This is a genomic window from Klenkia soli (genome assembly GCF_900103975.1).
In the GTDB taxonomy this organism is placed as follows: Bacteria; Actinomycetota; Actinomycetes; order Mycobacteriales; family Geodermatophilaceae; genus Klenkia; species Klenkia soli.
In genome coordinates this window covers 244,523-266,002 of sequence record NZ_FNIR01000008.1, presented here as the reverse complement: position 1 = coordinate 266,002, position 21,480 = coordinate 244,523, and the positions used below count along the sequence as shown (strand labels likewise).

Here is a 21,480-nt window from a genome sequence, read left to right as displayed (position 1 = left end):
ATCACCGGCTCCGGGGCGAACGCCGCCGCGATCATCGAGACGCCCTCGGCCACCCGCTGCACGAAGTACTCCCGCGGGGACGGGTAGGCCGCGATCTGCTCGGCGACCTCCTCCCGCAGCCGGCCCTCCAGGGAGTCGAAGTCCAGCAGCGCCCGGGGGTGGATGCCGATCTGCCGGTTGATGATGAACTCCAACCGGGCCAGGCCCACCCCCTTGTGCGGCAACCGGGAGAACGCGAACGCCTGCTCCGGCGTCCCCACATTCATCATGATCTTGGTGGGGATGTCGGGCATCGCGTCCAGCCGGGTCTCGGTGACCTCGAAGTCGACCAGCCCCTCGTAGACGTTGCCGACGTCGCCCTCGGCGCAGGACACCGTCACCTCCTGCCCGTCGGTCAGGGTGCGGGTGGCATCACCGGTGCCCACCACGGCGGGGATGCCCAGCTCGCGGGCGATGATCGCCGCGTGGCAGGTCCGCCCACCCCGGTTGGTCACGATCGCCGAAGCCCGCTTCATGATCGGCTCCCAGTCCGGGTCGGTCATGTCCGCGACCAACACATCACCGCGGGCGAAGTCGGCCATCTGCTCGATGTCGGAGAGCACCTTGACTCCGCCGGCGCCGATCTTCTGCCCGATCGCCCGCCCCTCCACCACCACCTCACCGGTACCGGTCAGCTTGTAGCGCTCCAGGGTGCTGCCCGCCCGGGACACCACCGTCTCCGGGCGGGCCTGCAGCACGTACAACTGCCCGTCCAGGCCGTCCTTGCCCCACTCGATGTCCATCGGACGCCCGTAGTGCTCCTCGATGGTCACCGCATAGCGGGCCAGGGTCAGCACCTCCTCGTCGGTGAGGGACAGCGTCCGGCGCTGCGCGTCGTCGACGTCCACGAACTCCGTCGTCCGACCCACCGTCGCGTCATCGGTGTAGACCATCTTGGTCGCCTTCGCCCCCACCCCCCGCTTGAGGACGGCGGCCTTCCCGGCCTTGAGCGCGGGCTTGTATACGTAGAACTCATCCGGGTTCACCGCACCCTGGACCACGCCCTCACCCAGGCCGAACGCGCTGGTGATGAACACCGCATCCGGGAAACCGGACTCGGTGTCCATGGTGAACATGACCCCCGACGAGCCGATGTCCGACCGCACCATCCGCTGCACGCCAGCCGAGAGGGCGACCGCGTCGTGGTCGAAGCCGTGGTGCACCCGGTAGGCGATCGCCCGATCGTTGTAGAGGCTGACGTAGACCTCCCGAATCGCGGTCAGGATGCTGTCGATGCCCCGCACGTTCAGGAACGTCTCCTGCTGCCCGGCGAAGCTCGCGTCGGGGAGGTCCTCAGCCGTCGCGCTCGACCGCACCGCGAACGACAACTCCGCATCGGAGGCCAGCTGCTCGTAGGCGGCCCGGATGTCGGCCTCCAACGCCTCAGGGAAGGGCTGCTCCACCATCCAGCCGCGGATCTCCTTCCCCGCCGCCGACAACGCGCGCACGTCGTCCACGTCCAGCGAGCCCAGCTTCTCGGTGATCCGCTCCGCCAGGCCGGTGTCACCCAGGAACGACCGGTACGCCGACGACGTCGTCGCGAACCCGTCGGGAACCTTCACCCCCGCATCCGCGAGGTTGGAGATCATCTCCCCCAGCGAGGAGTTCTTGCCCCCCACCTCCTCCAGATCACCCATGCCCAGATCGGCGAACCAGCGGACGTTGTCGGTGCTCACGGTGTTCCTCCGGGGATCGGGGTGCTGCCGGCCGGTCGGCGGGCGGGACTGCGTCTCTTCAGGGTCTGCACGACGACCGCCGCGATCTCCTCGACCGACGCCGCCGAGGTGTCGACGGTCGGCAGCCGGTGCCGGTCGTACATCGCGACGGCCTGCCGCAGCTCGTAGCGGCACTGCGCCTCGGAGGAGTACCGGGAGTTCGGGCGCCGCTCCTGGCGCACCCGCGACAACCGGGTCACCGTCGTGGTCAGGCCGAAGCACTTGGCCGCGTGGTCGACGACCGGGCGGGGCAGGTCCGAGTTCTCCAGGTCCTCGTCGACCAGCGGGTAGTTGGCCACGAACAGGCCGTGCTGCAGGGCCAGGTACATCGCGGTCGGCGTCTTCCCGCACCGCGACGGCGCCAGCAGGATCACGTCGGCCCGCTCGATCGCCCGGAACGTCTGCCCGTCGTCGTGCTCGATGGCGAACTCCACCGCGGCCATCCGGTCGTTGTAGCGCCGGACGTCGCCGACCCCGTGCAGCCGCCGGGCCTCCCGCAGGCCCGTGACGCCCAGCAGGTCCTCGACCCGGGCCATGTGCATGCCGAACAGGTCGATCACCGGGGCGCGGGTGGTCAGCAGCTCGGCGCGCACCTCGTCGACGACGGCGGTGCAGAACACCAGCGGTTGGGGTGCGTCGCCGGCGACCGCGTCGTCCATCGCCCGGTCGAGCTGGCCGACCACCTCGCGGGCCTGCTCGACGGTCGCGATGAACGGGATCAGCGTGCGGTCGAAGACCAGCTCGGGGAACTGGATGAGCAGCGCGTTGCCCATGATCTCGGCGCTGATCCCGGTGGAGTCCGAGAGGAAGAACACCGGGACCACGCCCGCGCTCGGGGGGCCGCTCACCGGTGCCTACCGACGCGCAGGGGCGGACATGGACGGACGCGGGAGTACAGCGGTGCAGACACCGTCACCTCGAGACCTCGGGTTGGCCATCCTGCGGGGACGCCGGCCGCCCTGGCAAGAGCAGGGCGCGCCGGACGCCGGGCCCTCCCGGAACGGCGCTGGTCCGGGAGGGGGTCAGGGCCGCCGTCGGCCGGTGGGGGAACCGGCCGACGGCGGGTCGGGGGCTCAGCCGAGGTCGTCGGCCATGAGCGCGAGCAGCCGGGCACCGTCGGCACCGTCGCCGACCCGGTGGTCGACGGTCAGGCCGGCCGTGACCACGAGCGCCGTGCCGATCCCGCCGGGCACCGCGACCGGGCGCCGGCTGATCGATCCCAGGGCCAGCACGCTGCCCTGCGGCGGGGTGATCAGCGCCTGGAACCGGTCGACACCCAGGCCGCCCAGGTTGGACAGGCTGGAGTTGGCCACGCCCTGGTGCGCGGCGTCGACCTTGCCGTCCCGGGCCGCCCGGGCCACCGCACGCAGGTCCTCGTCGAGCCTGCGCGGGTTGGCGCTCTCCGGGGAGCTGAAGGTGGGCACCATCAGGCCGCCCGGGGTGTCCACCGCCAGCGCCACGACGGGCGCGCCGGTGGGCACCGCGTTCTCGCCGTCCCAGCGGTCCAGCAGCCGGGGCACCTGCAGGAGGGCCCGGGCGTAGGACTGCAGCAGCACCGTGGTCCAGGACAGCCCGTCGCGGTGGGTGTCCGCGACGTCCAGGTGCAGGTCGCGCCAGACCGTGAACTGCGGGATGGCCGCGCTCTCGGTCATCTTGCGGGCCACGGCCCGGCGGACGGCGGCGACCTTCGCGCTCACCGGTGCCGTGCTCACCGGCGCCGCGGCCGCCAGGGGTGCGGGTGCCGGCGGGTCGACCGGCGGGACCGGCAACGGGGACGGCGCAGGGCGCGTCGGCGCCGGTGCCTGGCCCTGCGCCGCGGCGCGCTTGCGCTGCGGCGGCGTCAGCGGCTTGGCCGGCGGCGGAGCCACCGCCGCCGGAGCAGCCGGCTGGGCCAGCGCGGTCTGCACGTCGCCGATCGACACGACCCCGCCGGGCCCGGTCGGGGTCAGCGACCGCAGGTCCAGCCCCGCCTCGGCGGCCAGGGCGCGGGCCCGGGGCACGGCGGCCACCGGTCCGGTCGTCGCACCGGTCTGCGCCGGGGCCGCCGGCACGGTCGGTGCGGGCTCGGGGTCGGGGACGACGGCGTCGGCACCCTCGGAGCCCAGCTCGTCACCGGCCGCCGCGGGCTCGGCGGGGTCGCCGAAGTCGAGCAGGTCGGTGAAGGAGTCGCCGTCGGCCTCGATCCAGCCGATCGGCTCGCCGACCGGCACCATCCCGGACTCGACCACGATCTCGACCAGGGTGCCGGTGGCGGGGCTCTCCACCTCCATGTCCACCTTGTCGGTGAGCACCTCGCAGATCACGTCGCCGGAGCCGATCTCGTCACCGACCGCGATGGCCCAGTGGCTCAGCTCGCCCTCGGTCATCGTCATCGACATCTTCGGCATGCGTACGGGGACCCGGGCCACGGCTCAGGCCTCCTGCGTGGCCAGGGCACGCCCGGCGACCACGACGTCGTCGAGCTGCGGGACCATCGCGCGCTCCAGCGCCGGCGCGTAGGGCATCGGGGCGTCCAGCCCGCACAGCCGCTTGATCGGCGCCTCGAGGCTGTAGAGGGCCGACGACCCGGCGATCCGGGCGGCGATCTCGGACATGTAGCCCACGTGGCCGGGGGCCTCCTGCACCAGCAGCACGCGCCCGGTGCGGCGGACGGCGTCCAGGATCGGGCCCTCGTCGAGCGGGGTCAGGGTGACCGGGTCGACGACGGTGGCCTCGATGCCCTCCTCGGCGAGCCGCGCCGCGGCCTCGAGGCTGCGGCTGACCATCACGCCGGTGGCCACGATGGTCAGGTCCGCGCCCTCGCGGCGGACGACGCTGCGGCCCAGCGGCACGCGGGCGCTGCCTGCGGGCACGTGGCCCTTGGTCCGGTAGAGCAGCTTGTGCTCGAGGAAGACCACCGGGTTGGGGTCGTCGATCGCGGCCAGCAGCAGGCCCTTGACCTCCGAGACGGTGCTGGGCATGACGACCTTGAGGCCGGGCACGTGGGCGAACCACGCCTCGAGGCTCTGCGAGTGCTGCGCGGCCGCGCCGGTGCCCGACCCCAGCGGGGTGCGCAGCACCATCGGCACCGAGACGGCACCACCCAGCATGAAGTGGATCTTGGCGGCCTGGTTGACGATCTGGTCCATCGCCTGGCAGGTGAAGTCGGAGAACTGGATCTCCACGATCGGTCGCATGCCGGCCAGCGCCGCGCCGACCGCGGCACCGACGATGCCGAGTTCGGAGATGGGGGTGTCGCGCACGCGCTCCTTGCCGAAGCGGTGCACGAGGTCGCCGCTGACGCCGAACGCTCCGCCGTACACGCCGACGTCCTCGCCCAGCATGAAGACCCGGTCGTCGGCGGACATGGCCTCGGCCAGCGCCTCGCGGACGGCCTCGGAGTAGGTCATCTCGCGGACGTCGCCCTCGACGGCTGCGGGGGCGGCGGGCAGGGTGGCGGTCATCGGGTCACGTCCTGGGGGTCGACAGGGGCGAAGACGGCGTCGAGCAGGTCACCGGGGTCGGCGTCGGTACCGGCGATGGCCTCGCGGACGGCGGCCTTCACCGCGTCGGTGGCCTCCTCGCGCGCGGCGGCCACGTCGGCATCGGTGAGCAGGCCGGACCCGGTCACCTTCGACTCGAAGGCGACGATCGGGTCGCGCTCCCGCCACTCCGCGATCTCCTCGCGGGTCCGGTAGAGGTTCTTGTCGCTCTTGCTGTGGCCCTTCCAGCGGTAGGTCTCGGCCTCGATGAGGGTCGGTCCACCGCCGTTGCGGGCCCGGTCGACGGCCTCGGCGGCGGCGGCGTGGACGGCGTCCAGGTCGTTGCCGTCGACGGTGACCCCCGGCATGCCGTAGGCCGCGGCCCGGTCGGCCACGTGCGGCACCGCCATCGAGAACTCGGTGGAGAAGCTCATGCCGTACTTGTTGTTCTCGCAGACGAACACGACCGGGAGGTCCCAGATCGCGGCCAGGTTCAGCCCCTCGTGGAAGGCACCCTCGTTGGTCGCGCCGTCGCCGAAGAAGCTGGCGACCACGCGGTCCTCACCACGCATCTTGTAGGCCAGCGCGGCACCGGCGGCGATCGGGATGCCACCACCGACGATGCCGTTGGCACCCAGGTTGCCGGTGGCGACGTCGGCGATGTGCATCGAGCCGCCGCGGCCCCGGCAGTAACCGGTCTCCTTGGCCAGCAGCTCGGCCATCATCCGGGTGAGGTCGGCGCCCTGGGCGATGCAGTGGCCGTGCCCCCGGTGGGTGCTGGTGATGGCGTCGCGCTCGCGCAGCGCCAGGCAGACCCCGGTCGCGCTGGCCTCCTGCCCGATCGACAGGTGCATGGTGCCGTGCATGAGGCCGCGGGCGAACAGGTCGTCCACCGCCTCCTCGAAGCGGCGGATCTTCCACATGGTGCTCAGCGAGGCACGGGCGGTGGCCGCGTCGGACGACGGCGCCGCCGGGCGGCCGTCGTGGACGGGCGGCTGGTGCGCGATGGCAGTGATGGCGAACTCCCTGGTCTGCACATTTGTGACGACGCTCAGCACGTCGGTGCGCAGAGATTAAGCGGGCCCCGGGTGTGACGCAAGCCCCTCCGACGACGCGTCCCGCCCGGTCGTCGGCAGCCACCACCGGCACCGGACGACCGGGCACGGTCGACCACCACGGGTCGCCGAGGACCGCGTCCGCACATCTGTGCAGACGCGGCGCTGGGCCGGGGTCAGCTCCGGGGGACGACGAGCGCGGTCGCGACGGCGGCGATGCCCTCACCGCGGCCGGTGAGACCCAGGGCGTCGGTCGTCGTCGCGCTCAGCCGGACGACGGCGTCCAGGGCCCCGCTCAACGCCGCCACCGCCTCGTCCCGACGGCCGCTCATCCGGGGGGTGTTCCCGATCAGCTGCACGGCCACGTTGCCGATCTCGTAGCCGGCGGCCCGGACCAGCCGGGCGGTCTCGGCGAGCAGGGTGAGCCCCGACGCGCCGGCGTACTCGGGGCGCGAGGTGCCGAACACCCCGCCGAGGTCACCGACCCCCGAGGCGGACAGCAGGGCATCGCAGGCCGCGTGGGCGACGACGTCGCCGTCCGAGTGCCCGGCCAGCCCCGCGGCGGCCTCGGGCCAGTGCAGACCGGCCACCCACAGCGGCCGGCCCGCCTCCAGGGCGTGGACGTCGACACCGACTCCGACCAGGGGCAGCTGCACGTCGTGGAGTCTTGCAGGCCCCGGACAGCGCACGAGCCCCCGACCGGTGGGTCGGGGGCTCGTGCGGAGCGGGCTGGATCAGCTGGCGAGGACCTCGTCGAGCAGGATCTCGGCCTTGTCCTCGTTGGTGCCCTCGGCGAGCGCGAGCTCGCTGACCAGGATCTGGCGGGCCTTCGAGAGCATCCGCTTCTCGCCGGCCGACAGGCCGCGGTCCTTGTCGCGCCGCCAGAGGTCGCGGACGACCTCGGCCACCTTGTTCACGTCACCGGAGGCCAGCTTCTCGAGGTTGGCCTTGTAGCGCCGCGACCAGTTGGTCGGCTCCTCGGTGTGCGGGGCCCGCAGCACCTCGAAGACCTTGTCCAGACCTTCCTGGCCCACGACGTCGCGGACGCCCACGATCTCGGCGTTGTCCGCCGGGACCCGGACGGTCAGATCTCCCTGTGCGACCTTCAGCACGAGGTATGCCTTCTCGACACCCTTGATCGTGCGCTGCTCGATCGCCTCGATGAGCGCAGCGCCGTGGTGCGGGTAGACGACGGTCTCGCCGACAGTGAAGCCCATGTGTGTGTGACCCCTTTCGCTGTCGCCCAGAATACCACGGGACGGGTTGCACCGAGTTGGTTGGTCCTGCCAAACGCGCAGGTCAGAGGCTTGTCGCTGGTCAGGTTGGGGTTGACAGAGGGGTGGTTGGTGTGCCTGTGGACGGTGCTGCGCCGCGGTCGGGCGTCCTGCGGACGGCGGCCGCGATGGCCCTGGCGACCCATCTGGGCCCCACCCTGGCGGTGACCACCGTGGCGGCACTGCTGGCCGTGACCGCCGACGTCGGGAGCGGCCGCGCGGTGCTGGTCGCGGTCGCCGTGCTGGCCGGCCAGGCGTCGATCGGCTGGAGCAACGACTGGCTGGACGCCGACCGCGACGCCGCCGTCGCCCGGGCCGACAAGCCGACCGTCCAGGGCCTGGTCACCCCGGCCCGGCTGCGCGCGGCCGCGCTGGTCGCCGTCGTCCTGGCCGTGGTCACCTCCCTGGCGCTGGGCCCCGCACCGGGGGTGCTGCTGCTGGGCGTGGTGGCCGGCGGCTGGGCCTACAACGCCGGCCTCAAGCGCACCGCGGCCTCCCTGCTCCCCTACCTGGTCGCCTTCGGGCTGCTGCCGGCCGGCGTGGTCGCCGCGGCGCCGGGCACCCCGGTCGCGCCGTGGTGGTTGGTCACGGCCGGCGCCCTGCTCGGCGGTGCGGCGCACCTGGCCAACGTGGCCCCCGACCTCGAGGACGACGCCGCCACCGGGGTGCGCGGCCTGCCCCACCGGCTGGGCGCCACCGTCTCCGCGCTGGTCGCCGCCGGTCTGCTCGGTGCCGCGTCCCTGGTCCTCGTGCTGGGCCCGGCCGGCCCGCCCACGGTCCTCGGGTGGGCGGCGCTGGTGGTCGCCGTCCCGGCGCTGGTGGTGGCCGCCCTCGCCGGCACCGAGCGGTTCCGGGCCGCGGCGTTCCCCGCGGTCATGCTGCTGACCGTGGTCGACGTCGTCCTGCTCCTGGTCGGCGGCTCGGTGCTTCAGTAGGGGTCGGTGCCGCGGTCGCGCTCCTGCTCGACCACGGCCTCGAGGTCCTTCAACCGGCGCAGACCGGCCAGGGGCTGGGCCATCCGCCGGTTGCCCTCGAGCTTCGGCGCGACCCGGTCCAGGAAGCCCCAGTAGCCGGCGGTGAACGGGCAGGCGTCCTCGCCCAGCCGCTTCTTCGGGTCGTACCGGCAGCCGCCGCAGTAGTCGCTCATGCGGTCGATGTAGGCACCCCCCGAGGCGTAGGGCTTGGTGGCCAGCACCCCGCCGTCGGCGTGCTGGCTCATGCCCACGACGTTGGCCACCATGACCCAGTCGTAGCCGTCGACGAAGGTGCGGTGGAACCAGTCGGTCAGGCCGGCCGGGTCGATCCCCCGCTGGAGGGCGTAGTTGCCCAGCACCATCAACCGCGGGATGTGGTGCACCCAGCCGCGGGCGCGCAGGTCGCCCACCACGCCGGACAGGCAGGCGGCGTCGAGGTCGGCGGTGTCCAGCTCGGCCAACCAGGTCGGGACGGCGGCGCGCGCGTCCAGGGCGTTGCGGTCGCGGTAGTCGCGGCCCAGGTGCCAGTAGAGGTGCCAGATGTAGTCGCGCCACCCCATGACCTGGCGGACGAAGCCCTCGACGGAGTTCAGCGGGAGGTCGTGCTCGCGGTGGGCCGCCTCGGCGCGGTGCACCACCTCGACCGGGTCGACCAGGCCCAGGTTCATCGGCGCCGAGAGCAGCGAGTGGGCCAGCCAGGGCTCGCCGGCCAGCATGGCGTCCTCGTGCGGGCCGAAGGCACCCAGCCGGTGCTCCAGGAAGTCCCGCAGCCGGTGCAGCGTCTCGCGGCGGGTGGCCGGGAACAGCCGGGGTCCGTCGTCGCCGACGAAGGAGACGTCGCCGTCGCGTTCCCAGCGGTCCAGGTCGGCCCGGACCTCCTCGTCGATGTCGTCCTCGGTCGGCAGCCAGGGCGCGGGCACGGGCGACCGGCCGTCCCGGGGCGGGGGCTCGCGGTTGTCGTGGTCGTAGTTCCACTTCCCGCCCACGGGGTCGGCGCCGTCCATCAGCACGTCGTGGTGCTGGCGCGCCGCGCGGTAGAAGTCGTCCATCAGCAGCCGCTTGCCGCCCTCGGTGCCCCGGCCGGTCGCCCCGCGCCGGAAGGTCTGCTCGTCGGTGACGAACCCGCGCGAGGCGAGAACCTGCACGTCGGGGCGGGCGAGCACGAAGTCGCGCGCCGCCCAGGTGGTGGGCGCGCAGACGCTCAGCGGGCCGTCGACGGCGTCCAGCGCCTCGGCGTAGGTGTCGACCTGCAGGAACTGCGCCCGGTCGCCCAGCTCGGCGGCGCGGTGCCGCAGCGCCGAGAGCACCAGGTGCGCCTTCTGCCGGTGGAACCGCCGGCGGCGGAACACCGCGCGCGACTCGACCAGCAGCACCTCCTGGTGCGGGTCGTCCAGGAAGTGCGGACCCAGCTGGTCGGCGAAGCACCAGCGCCGGGTCCCCGGGGCGTCGGCCGGGAAGTCGGCCAGCGCCGGGTCGTCCGGTCCGCGGTCGTCTCGTGCCACACCCGTCACCTCCACGCGCGCATCGTGGGGTGACCGTTACGCTCAGCGCGACTCGAGTCGACGAAGCCCGGTGCCGCCGGTGCCCCAGGAGGTCCCCCGCCGTGAACCGCGTCCTGCGCGCCGCCGCCGTTGGTGTGCTGGTGCTGTCCCCGGTGGTCCTCACCGCCTGCAGCGCGGGCCAGATCGCCCAGACCGCGACCCAGGACCGCGACATCCGCGGCGGGCAGGGCGACGTCGGCGACATCCACCTGCGTGCGGCCGACACCGCCTACCCCGAGTCCGGCGCCTACGAGCGCGGCGGCGACGCCCGGCTCGAGGTCGCCATCGGCAACTCCGGCGACGCCGACGACGAGCTGCTGGACATCTCCGGCCCCGGCTTCGACTCCTACGAGGTGTCGCGCCCGATCGGCTCCGAGGCCGAGGTCACCGACTCCGGCTTCACCGTCCCGGCCGGCCAGAACGTCTACCTGGGCGAGGACGCCGACGTGATCGTGGTGCTGCAGGGGTTGACCGAGGCGCTCACCCCGGCCCAGGCGCTCGAGGTCACCTTCACCTTCCGCGACGCCGGCGAGGTCACCGTCCCTGTGCTGGTCGGCACCCCGTCCGAGGACCTCCCGCGCGGCGAGGGCTTCGACTTCCACGAGGGCGAGGAGTAGCCGCTCCCGCGGTTCTGTCGTACCCCGACGGCACCATGGACGCGTGCCGCCGACCGTCGTGAAGTCCCGCCCCGCCCACCGCTGCAGCGAGTGCGGGTTCGCCGCCACCCGGTGGATGGGGCGCTGCCCCGAGTGCCAGGCCTGGGGCTCGCTGAGCGAGGTCGGCGGAGCTGCGTCCGGCGGGCTGCGGGCGGTCGTGCCCGGTCCGGTCACCGGTCGGGCCCGCCCGATCGCCCAGGTGGAGCTCGACGGGTCGCGGGCCGTGCCCACCGGGATCGGCGAGTTCGACCGGGTGCTCGGCGGCGGCCTGGTCCCCGGTGCCGTGCTGCTGGTCGCCGGCGAACCCGGGGTCGGCAAGTCCACGCTCCTGCTCGAGGTGGCCCACCGGGTGGCCGAGTCGAACGGGCCCACGCTGGTGGTGTCCGGCGAGGAGTCCACCGCCCAGGTGCGACTGCGCGCCGAGCGCATCGGGGCCCTGCACCCGCAGCTGTTCCTGGCCGCCGAGACCGAGCTGTCCGCGGTGCTCTCGCACATCGAGGAGGTCAACCCCTCGCTGCTGGTCCTCGACAGCGTGCAGACCGTGCGCTCCCCCGCCGTCGACGGCACCGACGGCGGCGCCACCCAGGTGCGGGCCGTGGCCAGCGCGCTCACCGGCATCGCCAAGTCCCGCGGCATGACGGTGATCCTGGTCGGCCACGTCACCAAGGACGGCGCGATCGCCGGGCCGCGGGCGCTCGAGCACCTGGTCGACGTCGTGATCAGCTTCGACGGCGAGCGGCACTCCACGCTGCGCATGGTGCGGGCCACCAAGAACCGGTTCGGCCCGGCCGACGAGATCGGCTGCTTCGAGATCGGCGACGGCGGTGTGGTCGGCGTGCCCGACCCCTCGCACCTGTTCGTGTCCAAGCGGGCCGCGCCGGTGGCCGGCAGCTGCGTCACGGTCACCATGGAGGGCAGCCGCCCCCTGCTGGCCGAGGTGCAGTCCCTGGTCGCGCAGAACGCCGGCGGCGGGTCACCGCGGCGGGCGGTGAGCGGGCTCGACCCGCAGCGGCTGGCGATGATCAACGCGGTGGTCGAGCGTCGCGGTGGCGTGCCGCTGGGCAACTCCGACGTGTTCGCGGCCTCCGTCGGCGGGGTGCGCATCGTCGAACCCGCCGCCGACATGGCGATCGCGCTGGCCATCGCCTCCGCGGCGAAGGACAAGGCGCTGCCCGTGGGCATGGTGGCCTTCGGCGAGGTGGGCCTGTCCGGGGAGGTGCGTCGGGTGGGCGGCATCGGGCGCCGGCTGGCCGAGGCCGCCCGGCAGGGGTACACGCTGGCCGTGGTGCCTCCCGACCCCGGCCCGGTGCCGCGCGGGCTGCGGGTGGTCGAGATCCCCGACCTCGGGTCGGTGCTCAACCGGCTGTTCTGACGGTGCAGTCCGTCGGCGAGCCCAGGTCACCGGCCGGTCACGGTGCGAGAGCACACCGGGACGCAGCCGGAGGGCTCCCCTAGACTCGATCGAGCCACATCCGCAGAGGTCAGGAGCACCCCGTGTCCGCGCTGGACCCCGACGTCGCCCTGCGCGAGCTGCTGGGGCGCATCGCCCCCGGCACCGCCCTGCGCGACGGCCTGGAGCGGATCCTGGCCGGGCGCACCGGCGCGCTGATCGTGCTGGGCTACGACCGGGTGGTGGAGTCCCAGTGCACCGGCGGGTTCGCCCTCGACGTCGCGCTGTCGGCCACCCGGCTGCGCGAGCTGGCGAAGATGGACGGCGCGGTCATCGTCTCGGCCGACGGCAGCCGCATCGTGCGGGCCGGCGTGCACCTCATGCCCGACCCGACCATCCCCACCGAGGAGTCCGGCACCCGGCACCGCACCGCCGAGCGGGTCGCGCTGCAGACCGGCTTCCCGGTCATCTCGGTCAGCCAGTCGATGCACATCATCTCGGTGTACGTGGCCGGTCGCCGGTACACCCTCGAGCACCCCACCACGATCCTGGCCCGCGCCAACCAGGCTCTCGCCGCGCTCGAGCGCTACAAGCTGCGCCTGGACGAGGTGGCCAGCACGCTGTCCGCGCTGGAGATCGAGGACCTCGTCACCGTCCGCGACGCGATGAGCGTCAGCCAGCGGCTGGAGATGGTCCGCCGCATCGCCGACGAGATCGAGGGCTTCGTCGTCGAGCTCGGCACCGACGGCCGGCTGCTGGCCCTGCAGCTCGACGAGATGCTCGCCGGCGTCGAGGAGGACCGCGGGCTCCTGGTCCGCGACTACCTGCCCGCCGAGGGCAAGCGCACCCCGGTGGGCGAGCAGGTGCTCACCGACCTCCGCGAGCTCAGCGCCACCGAGCTGCTCGACCTCTCCGCCGTCGCCCGCTGCTACGGGCTGCCCACCTCGCCCGACGCGCTGGACTCGCCGGTCAGCCCGCGGGGCTACCGCCTGCTGGCCCGCGTGCCGCGCCTGCCCGCCGGCATCATCGACCGGCTGGTCACCCACTTCGGCGGGCTGCAGAAGCTGCTCGCCGCCACCATCGAGGACCTCCTGTCCGTCGACGGCGTCGGCGAGGCCCGCGCCCGGGGCATCCGCGAGGGCCTGTCCCGGCTGGCCGAGACCTCGATCCTCGACCGCTACTCCTGACTCACACCAGGGTGAAGGCCGTCGTCCCGCCGGTCTTGGTGTCCAGGCGTCCCTGCAGCTGGTAGCCGCCTGCCGCCGGGTTCACCCGGGGGGCGGTGCAGGTCGGCTCGCTGGTCAGCCCACCCCACTGCACGGGGAAGCTCACCGCCTCGCCCACGGCCAGGGTCCGCGGGTCGCTGCTGACCTCGGGGAAGCAGTCGTTGCTGCCCCACACCCGGGCGCCCGCGGCGTCGAGCAGCACGACCTCGCGGAGCCCGGCGTCCAGGCTGCGCGTGCAGGGCACCGGCGAGGTGTTGGTGACCACGAGCGTGAACGTCGGCTTGTTGCCCACCGCGGCCTGCGGTGCCGGCGGCACGACGTCCACGGCGATCATGTCGTCGGTGCAGGGTTGGCCCGCCGTCAAGGTGGGCGCGGGCGGGTCCGCGGCGACCGGGACGTCGGCCGGGGTCTCCGTCGGCACCGGGTCGGCGGCGGTCGGGGCGGCGTCGGCCGGGGTGACCACGGCGGCCAGCGACGGCACGACCTGGTCCAGGGACGGCGCGTCCAGGGTGGGCTCGACGTCGGTGGTGCTCGAGGCGACCCGGGTGTCCGGCGCCGAGCCCGCACCGGCGGACGAGGCCAGCCACCCACCGCCGCCGACCACGGACAACGCCAGGGCAGCCACCAGGGCCCGTCGGCGCCAGTAGACGCCGGCGGGCAGGTCCCCGACCGGGTGCAACACGTCGGTGACGCTAGCCCTCCGGGGGTCCGGGGTCCGGGCGGCTCGCCGGGGAGCCGCAGGTCGACGGGCCGCCCCGCTGGTGGCCCCGGGATCCGCGTGCGACCGTCGCGCCATGATCCTCGTCATCGCCCGCGCCCAGGCACGCCCCGACCAGCGCAGTGCCCTGGTCCCCCTGCTCGTCGAGGCCGCCCGGCGGGCCCGCACCGAGCAGGGCTGCACCAGCTACGCGTTCTCCGCCGACCTGGAGGACCCGAACTCCTTCCTGTCGGTCGAGACCTGGGAGGAGCGGGCCGACCTCGACCGGCACATGGCGACCCCGGAGCTGGCCGAGCTGCTCGGCGCCCTCGGCCCGCTGGTCACCGGCGAGCCCACCATCACGGTGCACGAGGTCTCCTCGAGCGGCGCCTACGGCGCCTGACCCCGCGGGGCGGCGGCTGGGAGACTGGATCCCCGTGAGCGCCGCCGCCCCCGAGGGCTCCCCCGCCGGTGACCTGGTCGTCGACTGGTACGCCTCCGCCGCGCGCGACCTCCCGTGGCGGCAGCCCGGGGTGGACGCCTGGGCGGTGCTGGTCAGCGAGGTCATGCTGCAGCAGACCCCGGTCGCCCGGGTGGAGCCGCTCTGGCGGCAGTGGCTCGAGCGGTGGCCGACGCCGGCCGACCTCGCCGCCGCACCGACCGGTGAGGTCATCCGGGCCTGGGGCAAGCTCGGCTACCCGCGCCGGGCGCTGCGGCTGCAGGCCGCGGCCGGGGCCATCGCGGCCGACCACGGCAACGTCGTCCCCTCGGACGTCGAGACCCTGGAGTCGCTGCCCGGCATCGGCACCTACACCGCCCGGGCGGTGGCCTGCTTCGGGTACGGCCAGCGCCAGCCGGTGGTCGACACGAACGTCCGCCGGGTGGTGGCCCGGCTGGTGCACGGACGGGCCGAGCCGTTGCCGGCCCGGGCCGCCGACCTGGCCGACATCACCGCGCTCGCCCCCGCCGACCACGACCGCGCCGTCCGGTTCTCCGTCGCGGTGATGGAGCTCGGCGCGCTGGTCTGCGTGGCCCGCACCCCCCGCTGCGGCAGCTGCCCGGTGCGCACGGTGTGCGCGTGGCGGCTGGCCGGCTCCCCCGCCCACGACGGGCCCCCGAGGAAGGTGCAGAGGTTCGCCGGCACCGACCGGCAGGTCCGCGGCCGGCTGCTGGACGTGCTGCGCGCCGCCACCGACCCGGTGCCGCAGGTCGAGCTCGACGCGGCGTGGGCCGACCCGGTGCAGCGCACCCGCTGCCTCGACTCCCTGCTCGCCGACGGACTCGTCGTGCAGACCGACGACGACCGGTTCGCCCTCCCGGGCTGACCGCCGGGGGGTCACACGCCCACACCGGCCACCGCCACGAGGACGAAGGCCGTCACGATCACCGCCACCCGTACGTGGTGGAGGCGGTCCCACCGGTGGTGCTGCTCGCGCCAGTCCACCGGGTGGTCCTCGGCCGTCCAGCTCGTCGACCGGTCGTTGATGGGGACCAGGAACACCACCGACAGGACGACGCTGCCGGCGAGCAGCACGGCGGCGGCCAGGGCCGGGACCCCGGACGCGGTTCCCCAGCCGACGGCGGCGAGCACGGCGGCCAGCGCCGTGGACCCGATGTACCAGAACGGCATGAGCCGGCCGAGCACGCGGCCACCGTCGGCTCGGGCCTGGAGCGACGGCCCCGCCGGCAGGCGGAGCAGCAGGGGGTTGACGAAAAGCGCGACAGCGACCTCGACACCGACCATGAGGCCGACGACGGTGCAGGTCAGGACAGCCAGGGCCTCGACCACGGGACATCTCCTAGGTTAGCGGTGCTAGAACTTCTAGCGCCGCTAGACTAGCCCCATGACCCGGGTGGACGGCAAGCACGAGGACCGACGAGCACGTCTCGCAGAACGCCGCCAGCAGATCGTCGACCAGGCACGCGCCACGGCGGAGGCCGAGGGCTGGGCCGCGGTCACCACCCGCCGCCTCGCCGACGCCATCGGCTACACCCAGCCCGTGCTCTACGGGCACTTCCCGGGAGGCAAGACCGAGGTCATGAGCGCGGTCGCGCTCCAGGGTTTCGCCGAGCTGGCGTCGTCGTGCCGGGCCGCGACCGACGGTCACGGCGGGCGCGGCGCCGTGGAGGCGGTCGCCCGTGCCTACCTCGACTTCGCCGCCCACCACCCGGCGCTCTACGAAGCGATGTTCCGGCTCCCGATCGAGGCGCACTTCGCCGTCGAGGGCAACGAGGCGGAGCTCCGCGCCGGGTTCGACGCGCTCGCCGTCGCCGTGCACGGCGACGGGACGACCACGGAGCTCTTCTGGTCCGTCCTGCACGGACTGGGCGAGCTGGAGCGGTCCGGTCGCCTGCGCCCCGAGCACCGGGCGGAACGCATCAGCGAGGTGGGCGCCCGCTTCGCACCGGCGCCCTGACCCACCGCACACGGCGGAGGCCGCCACCCGCGGTGCGGGTGACGGCCTCACGTGACGTGCTGGAGAGGCCCCGTCCCAGGGGCCCCGGGCGCGCGCAGCGTGTCCGGGGGTGGGACGGGGTCCTTCTGTCAGTCGCCCTTGATGAGCGACGGGCCGGGGCCCTTGTCCTCGTCGTCGGGGCCCGCGAGGGCGACCGGCGGGCTGTCGGGGACGTCGATCGGCTTGGCCTCGCCGCGGAAGGTGAAGACCGACTTGGTCGGGTCCTCGGCCTCCTCGACGTCGACCACGATGATCTGGCCGGGCGCGATCTCGCCGAAGAGGATCTTCTCCGAGAGCGTGTCCTCGATCTCGCGCTGGATGGTGCGACGCAGCGGGCGCGCACCGAGCACGGGGTCGAACCCGCGGGCACCGAGCAGCTTCTTGGCCGCCGGGGTGACCTCGAGGGCCATGTCCTTGTTCGACAGCTGCGTCTCCACCCGGTTGAGCATGAGGTCGACGATCTGCACGATCTCGTTCTCGGTGAGCTGGTGGAACACGACGATGTCGTCGATGCGGTTGAGGAACTCCGGCCGGAAGTGGGTCTTGAGCTCCTCGTTGACCTTGAGCTTCATCCGCTCGTAGTTGCTCCGGTCGTCGTTGCCGACCTGGAAGCCCAGCCCCACGGCCTTGGAGATGTCCCGGGTACCGAGGTTGGTCGTCAGGATCAGGATCGTGTTCTTGAAGTCCACGATCCGGCCCTGGCCGTCGGTCAGCCGGCCGTCCTCGAGCACCTGCAGCAGCGTGTTGAAGACGTCGGCGTGGGCCTTCTCGATCTCGTCGAAGAGGACCACCGAGAACGGCTTGCGCCGCACCTTCTCGGTCAGCTGGCCGCCCTCGTCGTACCCGACGTAGCCGGGAGGGGCACCGACGAGCCGCGACACGGTGAACTTGTCGTGGTACTCGCTCATGTCGATCTGGATGAGGGCGTCGTCGTCGCCGAACAGGAAGTTCGCCAGCGTCTTGGCCAGCTCCGTCTTCCCGACGCCCGAGGGGCCGGCGAAGATGAAGGAACCACCGGGACGCTTCGGGTCCTTGAGACCCGCACGCGTGCGACGGATCGCCTGGCTGACGCTCTTGATGGCCTCTTCCTGGCCGATGATCCGCTTGTGGAGCTCGTCCTCCATCTTGAGCAGACGGGTGGTCTCCTCCTCGGTCAGCTTGAAGACCGGGATGCCCGTCCAGTTCGCCAGGACCTCGGCGATCTGCTCCTCGTCGACCTCGGCCACGACGTCCATGTCGCCGGCCTTCCACTGCTTCTCGCGCTCGGCCTTCTCGCCCAGCAGCTGCTTCTCCTTGTCGCGGAGGTTGGCTGCCTTCTCGAAGTCCTGCGCGTCGATCGCCGACTCCTTCTCCCGGCGCACGGCCGAGATGCGGTCGTCGAACTCGCGCAGGTCCGGCGGGGCGGTCATGCGCTTGATGCGCATGCGGGCGCCGGCCTCGTCGATCAGGTCGATCGCCTTGTCGGGCAGGAACCGGTCGGAGATGTACCGGTCGGCCAGCGTCGCCGCAGCCACGAGGGCGGCGTCGGTGATGCTGATCCGGTGGTGCGCCTCGTAGCGGTCGCGCAGGCCCTTGAGGATCTCGATGGTGTGGGCGAGCGTCGGCTCGGCGACCTGGATGGGCTGGAAGCGGCGCTCGAGGGCGGCGTCCTTCTCCAGGTGCTTGCGGTACTCGTCCAGCGTGGTGGCACCGATGGTCTGCAGCTCACCGCGGGCCAGCATCGGCTTGAGGATGCTGGCGGCGTCGATCGCGCCCTCGGCGGCACCGGCCCCGACGAGGGTGTGGATCTCGTCGATGAACAGGATGATGTCGCCGCGGGTGCGGATCTCCTTGAGGACCTTCTTGAGCCGCTCCTCGAAGTCACCGCGGTAGCGGGAACCGGCGACGAGGGCACCGAGGTCGAGGGTGTAGAGCTGCTTGTCCTTCAGCGTCTCGGGCACCTCGCCCTTGACGATGGCCTGCGCCAGGCCCTCGACGGCGGCGGTCTTGCCGACGCCGGGCTCGCCGATCAGCACCGGGTTGTTCTTGGTGCGGCGGGACAGCACCTGCATGACCCGCTCGATCTCCTTGGCCCGCCCGATGACCGGGTCGAGCTTGGAGTCGCGCGCGGCCTGGGTGAGGTTGCGGCCGAACTGGTCGAGCACCAGCGAGGTCGAGGGGGTGCCCTCGGCGGGGCCGCCGGCCGCGGCCGGCTCCTTGCCCTGGTAGCCCGAGAGCAGCTGGATGACCTGCTGGCGGACCCGGTTGAGGTCGGCGCCCAGCTTCACCAGGACCTGGGCGGCGACGCCCTCGCCCTCGCGGATCAGGCCGAGCAGGATGTGCTCGGTGCCGATGTAGTTGTGGCCGAGCTGCAGCGCCTCGCGCAGCGACAGCTCGAGGACCTTCTTGGCGCGCGGGGTGAAGGGGATGTGACCGGAGGGCGCCTGCTGGCCCTGACCGATGATCTCCTCGACCTGCTGGCGGACGCCCTCGAGCGAGATGCCCAGGGACTCCAGCGCCTTGGCGGCGACACCCTCACCCTCGTGGATCAGGCCCAGGAGGATGTGCTCGGTGCCGATGTAGTTGTGGTTGAGCATCCTGGCTTCTTCCTGCGCCAGGACGACGACCCGTCGGGCTCGGTCGGTGAACCGTTCGAACATCTGCTGCTTCCCCTCTGACCGGCTCGGACGTGCGGTGCTGCTCCCCTCGCGGGGTCGTGCTGACCGACGTCGTCGGTGTGTTCTCCGATGAACGGGGCACCGGTCGTTCCACTGTAGTCGCGGACGACGGGCGCCGGAGCGCCGTCCACACCCGGGCGGGTGCTGTCGTCCACCCTGCTCAACCGATGGTGCGCGGACGGTGTTCCGGTCCCGTTACGCCCTCAGCGGACGACGACGGCCCGGTCTCCTCGAGGAGACCGGGCCGGTGACGTGATGGAACGGCCCCCTCGCAGGGTCCCGGGCCGCGCGGAGCGTGGTTCGGGGGGCGAGGGGGTCCTTCTGTCAGTGCGCGGCTTCGTAGGCCTCGACGACGGTGGCCGGGATGCGGCCGCGGTCGCTGACCTCGTGGCCGTTCTTGCGGGCCCAGTCGCGGATCGCCCCGGCCTGCTCGCGGTCCATGCGACCGGCACCGGAGCCGCCGGTGGCCTTGCTGCGACCGGCACCCGAGGCGCGCCCGCGACCGGCGACCTTGCGGGCGGCGCCGACGTACCTGGCGAACACCTCGCGCATCTCGCTCGCGTTCTTGTCCGAGAGGTCGATCTCGTAGGTGGTGCCGTCGAGGGCGAACGTGACCGTCTCGTCGGCGGGGACGTCGTCGTCGAAGTCGTCACTGAGGATGACCTGGACCTTGCGTGCCATTTCCACTCCTGTAGCTGTCGGCCCCCGTGGCGGCCTGGTGCATTCACCGCAGAAATGCTGCGGTGAATGCATTCCACCACATCCGCTCAGGAAATGCGCAATCCGCGGGTCGAACAGCTCTCAGGGGTGAGTGCCAATTCTCAGGACGTGATCGGGCGGACCAATGGGAACAGTATGGTCTCGCGAATACCGAGACCGGTCAGCGTCATCATCAGCCGGTCCATGCCCATGCCCACACCACCGGTCGGCGGCATGCCGTACTCGAGCGCCTCGAGGAAGTCCTCGTCGAGCACCATGGCCTCGGGGTCGCCGGCGGCCGCCAGCAGCGCCTGCTGGGTGAACCGCTCGCGTTGCACGGTGGGGTCGACCAGCTCGGAGTAGCCGGTGCCCCGCTCGATGCCGCCGATGTAGAGGTCCCACTTCTCGGCCACGCCCTCGACGGAGCGGTGCGCACGGGTCAGCGGAGAGGTGTCGGTCGGGTAGTCGAGCACGAAGGTCGGGTCCTGCAGCGAGTGCTGGACCAGCGCCTCGAACAGCTCCTCGACCAGCTTGCCGTGCCCCCAGGCGGGGTCGACCCCGACGTCCACCCGGGCGGCGTGGGCGCGCAGCTCCTCGACGGTGGTCGCCGGGGTGATCTCCTCGCCCAGCGCCTCCGAGGTGACCCCGTACAGGGAGACCTGCGGCCACTCCCCCGAGAGGTCCACCTCGGTGCCGTCGTGGTGGCGGGCGACGTGGTCGCCGAACAATGCCGCGCACGATTCCTGCACGAGTTCGCGCGTGGTGGTCGCCATGTCCTGGTAGTCCGCGTGCGCCTCGTAGAACTCGAGCATGGCGAACTCGGGCGAGTGCGAGGAGTCCGCGCCCTCGTTGCGGAAGTTCCGGTTGATCTCGAAGACGCGGTCCAACCCGCCGACGATGCAGCGCTTGAGGAACAGTTCCGGCGCGATGCGCAGGTAGAGGTCGAGGTCGAATGCATTCATGTGCGTGCGGAAAGGACGCGCGGTGGCCCCGCCGTGCACCACCTGGAGCATCGGCGTCTCGACCTCGAGGTAGCCGCGGGTGGTGAGGCCGGCCCGGACGGCGGCGTTGACCGCGGCCCGCTGGTGCACGGTGCGCCGCGCCTCGTCGCGCACGATCAGGTCGACGTAGCGGCGGCGGACCCGCAGCTCCTCGCTCATCGGCTTGTGCGCCACCGGGAGCGGGCGCAGCGCCTTGGCGGCCAGCTGCCAGGAGTCGGCGAACACCGACAGCTCGCCCCGCCGGGAGGTGCCGACCTCGCCGGTGACCAGCACGTGGTCGCCGAGGTCGACGTCGGACTTCCAGGCCGCCAGGGCCTCCTCGCCGACGCGGTCGCGGGAGAGCATCACCTGCAGCTCGGTGCCGCCCTCGCGGAGGGTGGCGAAGCAGAGCTTGCCGGTGTTGCGGCTGAAGATGACCCGGCCGGTCACGCCCACGGTCTGCCCGGTGAGCGTGTCGTCGTCCAGGTCGGGGTGGGCCTCGCGCACCGCGGCCAGCGACGTCGTGCGCGGCACCGACACCGGGTAGGGGTCGACACCGGCCTCGCGCAGCCGGTCGAGCTTGCCGCGGCGGACCCGCAGCTGCTCGGGGAGCTCGTCGTCCGGGGGGTCGGTGGGGCCGTCGGTCACCGGGCAAGCCTA

20 protein-coding genes are annotated in these 21,480 nt (G+C 72.9%); 7 read left to right on the top strand and 13 right to left on the bottom strand.

Annotated elements, in window-relative coordinates; genetic code table 11:
• From ppsA to BLS67_RS14395, 7 genes are all read right to left on the bottom strand, one after another.
• A partial coding sequence (gene ppsA, locus BLS67_RS14425) for a phosphoenolpyruvate synthase (RefSeq protein WP_242654089.1) occupies nucleotides 1–1,715 on the bottom strand: 1,715 nt, incomplete at its 3' end.
• Entirely contained in the window at nucleotides 1,712–2,602 is an 891-nt protein-coding gene (locus BLS67_RS14420) for a pyruvate, water dikinase regulatory protein (RefSeq protein WP_091246377.1), read from the bottom strand. The genes BLS67_RS14420 and ppsA, both read right to left, overlap by 4 nt.
• Nucleotides 2,603–2,827: 225 nt before the next feature.
• A complete protein-coding gene (locus BLS67_RS14415) occupies nucleotides 2,828–4,141 on the bottom strand; it encodes a 2-oxo acid dehydrogenase subunit E2 (protein WP_091246375.1) in 1,314 nt (437 codons plus the stop codon).
• A gap of 24 nt (nucleotides 4,142–4,165) precedes the next feature.
• On the bottom strand, nucleotides 4,166–5,197 hold the full coding sequence (locus BLS67_RS14410) for an alpha-ketoacid dehydrogenase subunit beta (protein ID WP_091246373.1): 1,032 nt from the start codon (nucleotides 5,195–5,197) through the stop codon (nucleotides 4,166–4,168).
• Nucleotides 5,194–6,273, bottom strand: a complete 1,080-nt coding sequence (locus BLS67_RS14405; RefSeq protein ID WP_207500592.1) for a thiamine pyrophosphate-dependent dehydrogenase E1 component subunit alpha — start codon at nucleotides 6,271–6,273, stop codon at nucleotides 5,194–5,196. The genes BLS67_RS14410 and BLS67_RS14405 overlap by 4 nt, the downstream gene beginning before the upstream one ends.
• A gap of 173 nt (nucleotides 6,274–6,446) precedes the next feature.
• Nucleotides 6,447–6,926: a 2-C-methyl-D-erythritol 2,4-cyclodiphosphate synthase gene (gene ispF / locus BLS67_RS14400; RefSeq protein ID WP_091246371.1), complete on the bottom strand. Its 480-nt coding sequence runs from the start codon at nucleotides 6,924–6,926 to the stop codon at nucleotides 6,447–6,449.
• Nucleotides 6,927–7,004: 78 nt separating this feature from the next.
• On the bottom strand, nucleotides 7,005–7,487 hold the full coding sequence (locus tag BLS67_RS14395) for a CarD family transcriptional regulator (protein WP_029431001.1): 483 nt from the start codon (nucleotides 7,485–7,487) through the stop codon (nucleotides 7,005–7,007).
• 137 nt (nucleotides 7,488–7,624) lie between these two features.
• Here BLS67_RS14395 and BLS67_RS14390 point away from each other — a divergent pair, with 137 nt between their 5' ends.
• Complete coding sequence (locus BLS67_RS14390) at nucleotides 7,625–8,479, top strand: UbiA family prenyltransferase (protein ID WP_242654088.1); 855 nt, start codon at nucleotides 7,625–7,627, stop codon at nucleotides 8,477–8,479.
• Here the strand turns inward: BLS67_RS14390 and BLS67_RS14385 are convergent.
• Nucleotides 8,473–10,020 (bottom strand): cryptochrome/photolyase family protein, encoded by a 1,548-nt coding sequence (locus BLS67_RS14385; protein WP_091246459.1) that lies wholly within the window; start codon nucleotides 10,018–10,020, stop codon nucleotides 8,473–8,475. The genes BLS67_RS14390 and BLS67_RS14385 overlap by 7 nt on opposite strands.
• 101 nt (nucleotides 10,021–10,121) lie before the next feature.
• Between BLS67_RS14385 and BLS67_RS14380 the strand changes: the two genes are divergently transcribed.
• The 3 genes from BLS67_RS14380 to disA all read left to right on the top strand — a co-directional run bounded on the left by BLS67_RS14380 (nucleotide 10,122) and on the right by disA (nucleotide 13,292).
• Nucleotides 10,122–10,676, top strand: coding sequence for a copper chaperone PCu(A)C (locus BLS67_RS14380; protein WP_165617593.1), 555 nt, complete (start codon nucleotides 10,122–10,124; stop codon nucleotides 10,674–10,676).
• Between the two features lie 43 nt (nucleotides 10,677–10,719).
• Entirely contained in the window at nucleotides 10,720–12,087 is a 1,368-nt protein-coding gene (radA, locus tag BLS67_RS14375) for a DNA repair protein RadA (protein ID WP_091246368.1), read from the top strand.
• Between the two features lie 122 nt (nucleotides 12,088–12,209).
• Nucleotides 12,210–13,292 (top strand): DNA integrity scanning diadenylate cyclase DisA, encoded by a 1,083-nt coding sequence (gene disA, locus BLS67_RS14370; protein WP_091246366.1) that lies wholly within the window; start codon nucleotides 12,210–12,212, stop codon nucleotides 13,290–13,292.
• 1 nt (nucleotide 13,293) lies between these two features.
• Here disA and BLS67_RS14365 read toward each other — a convergent pair whose 3' ends face one another.
• The gene (locus tag BLS67_RS14365; protein ID WP_091246364.1) at nucleotides 13,294–14,013 is read right to left on the bottom strand and encodes a MucR family transcriptional regulator; all 720 of its coding nucleotides are present in this window, start codon (nucleotides 14,011–14,013) and stop codon (nucleotides 13,294–13,296) included.
• 112 nt (nucleotides 14,014–14,125) lie between these two features.
• Here BLS67_RS14365 and BLS67_RS14360 point away from each other — a divergent pair, with 112 nt between their 5' ends.
• Entirely contained in the window at nucleotides 14,126–14,431 is a 306-nt protein-coding gene (locus tag BLS67_RS14360; protein ID WP_091246363.1) for a putative quinol monooxygenase, read from the top strand.
• Nucleotides 14,432–14,465: 34 nt separating this feature from the next.
• Nucleotides 14,466–15,353 (top strand): HhH-GPD family protein, encoded by an 888-nt coding sequence (locus tag BLS67_RS14355; RefSeq protein ID WP_091246362.1) that lies wholly within the window; start codon nucleotides 14,466–14,468, stop codon nucleotides 15,351–15,353.
• Between the two features lie 11 nt (nucleotides 15,354–15,364).
• On the opposite strand, the gene BLS67_RS14350 is transcribed toward BLS67_RS14355, so the two are convergent.
• On the bottom strand, nucleotides 15,365–15,817 hold the full coding sequence (locus BLS67_RS14350) for an anthrone oxygenase family protein (RefSeq protein WP_091246361.1): 453 nt from the start codon (nucleotides 15,815–15,817) through the stop codon (nucleotides 15,365–15,367).
• Nucleotides 15,818–15,872: 55 nt separating this feature from the next.
• On the opposite strand from BLS67_RS14350, the gene BLS67_RS14345 reads away from it, so the two are divergent.
• On the top strand, nucleotides 15,873–16,445 hold the full coding sequence (locus BLS67_RS14345; RefSeq protein WP_091246359.1) for a TetR/AcrR family transcriptional regulator: 573 nt from the start codon (nucleotides 15,873–15,875) through the stop codon (nucleotides 16,443–16,445).
• A 128-nt stretch (nucleotides 16,446–16,573) separates the two neighbouring features.
• Here the strand turns inward: BLS67_RS14345 and BLS67_RS14340 are convergent, their stop codons facing one another.
• The 3 genes from BLS67_RS14340 to lysS all read right to left on the bottom strand — a co-directional run bounded on the left by BLS67_RS14340 (nucleotide 16,574) and on the right by lysS (nucleotide 21,468).
• Nucleotides 16,574–19,123: an ATP-dependent Clp protease ATP-binding subunit gene (locus BLS67_RS14340; protein WP_091246357.1), complete on the bottom strand. Its 2,550-nt coding sequence runs from the start codon at nucleotides 19,121–19,123 to the stop codon at nucleotides 16,574–16,576.
• 342 nt (nucleotides 19,124–19,465) lie between these two features.
• Nucleotides 19,466–19,822 (bottom strand): histone-like nucleoid-structuring protein Lsr2, encoded by a 357-nt coding sequence (locus BLS67_RS14335; protein ID WP_091246355.1) that lies wholly within the window; start codon nucleotides 19,820–19,822, stop codon nucleotides 19,466–19,468.
• 140 nt (nucleotides 19,823–19,962) lie between these two features.
• Nucleotides 19,963–21,468 carry a lysine--tRNA ligase gene (lysS, locus tag BLS67_RS14330; protein ID WP_091246353.1) on the bottom strand — a complete coding sequence of 502 codons (1,506 nt, stop codon included), beginning with the start codon at nucleotides 21,466–21,468 and terminating at the stop codon, nucleotides 19,963–19,965.
• Nucleotides 21,469–21,480 lie beyond the last annotated feature (12 nt).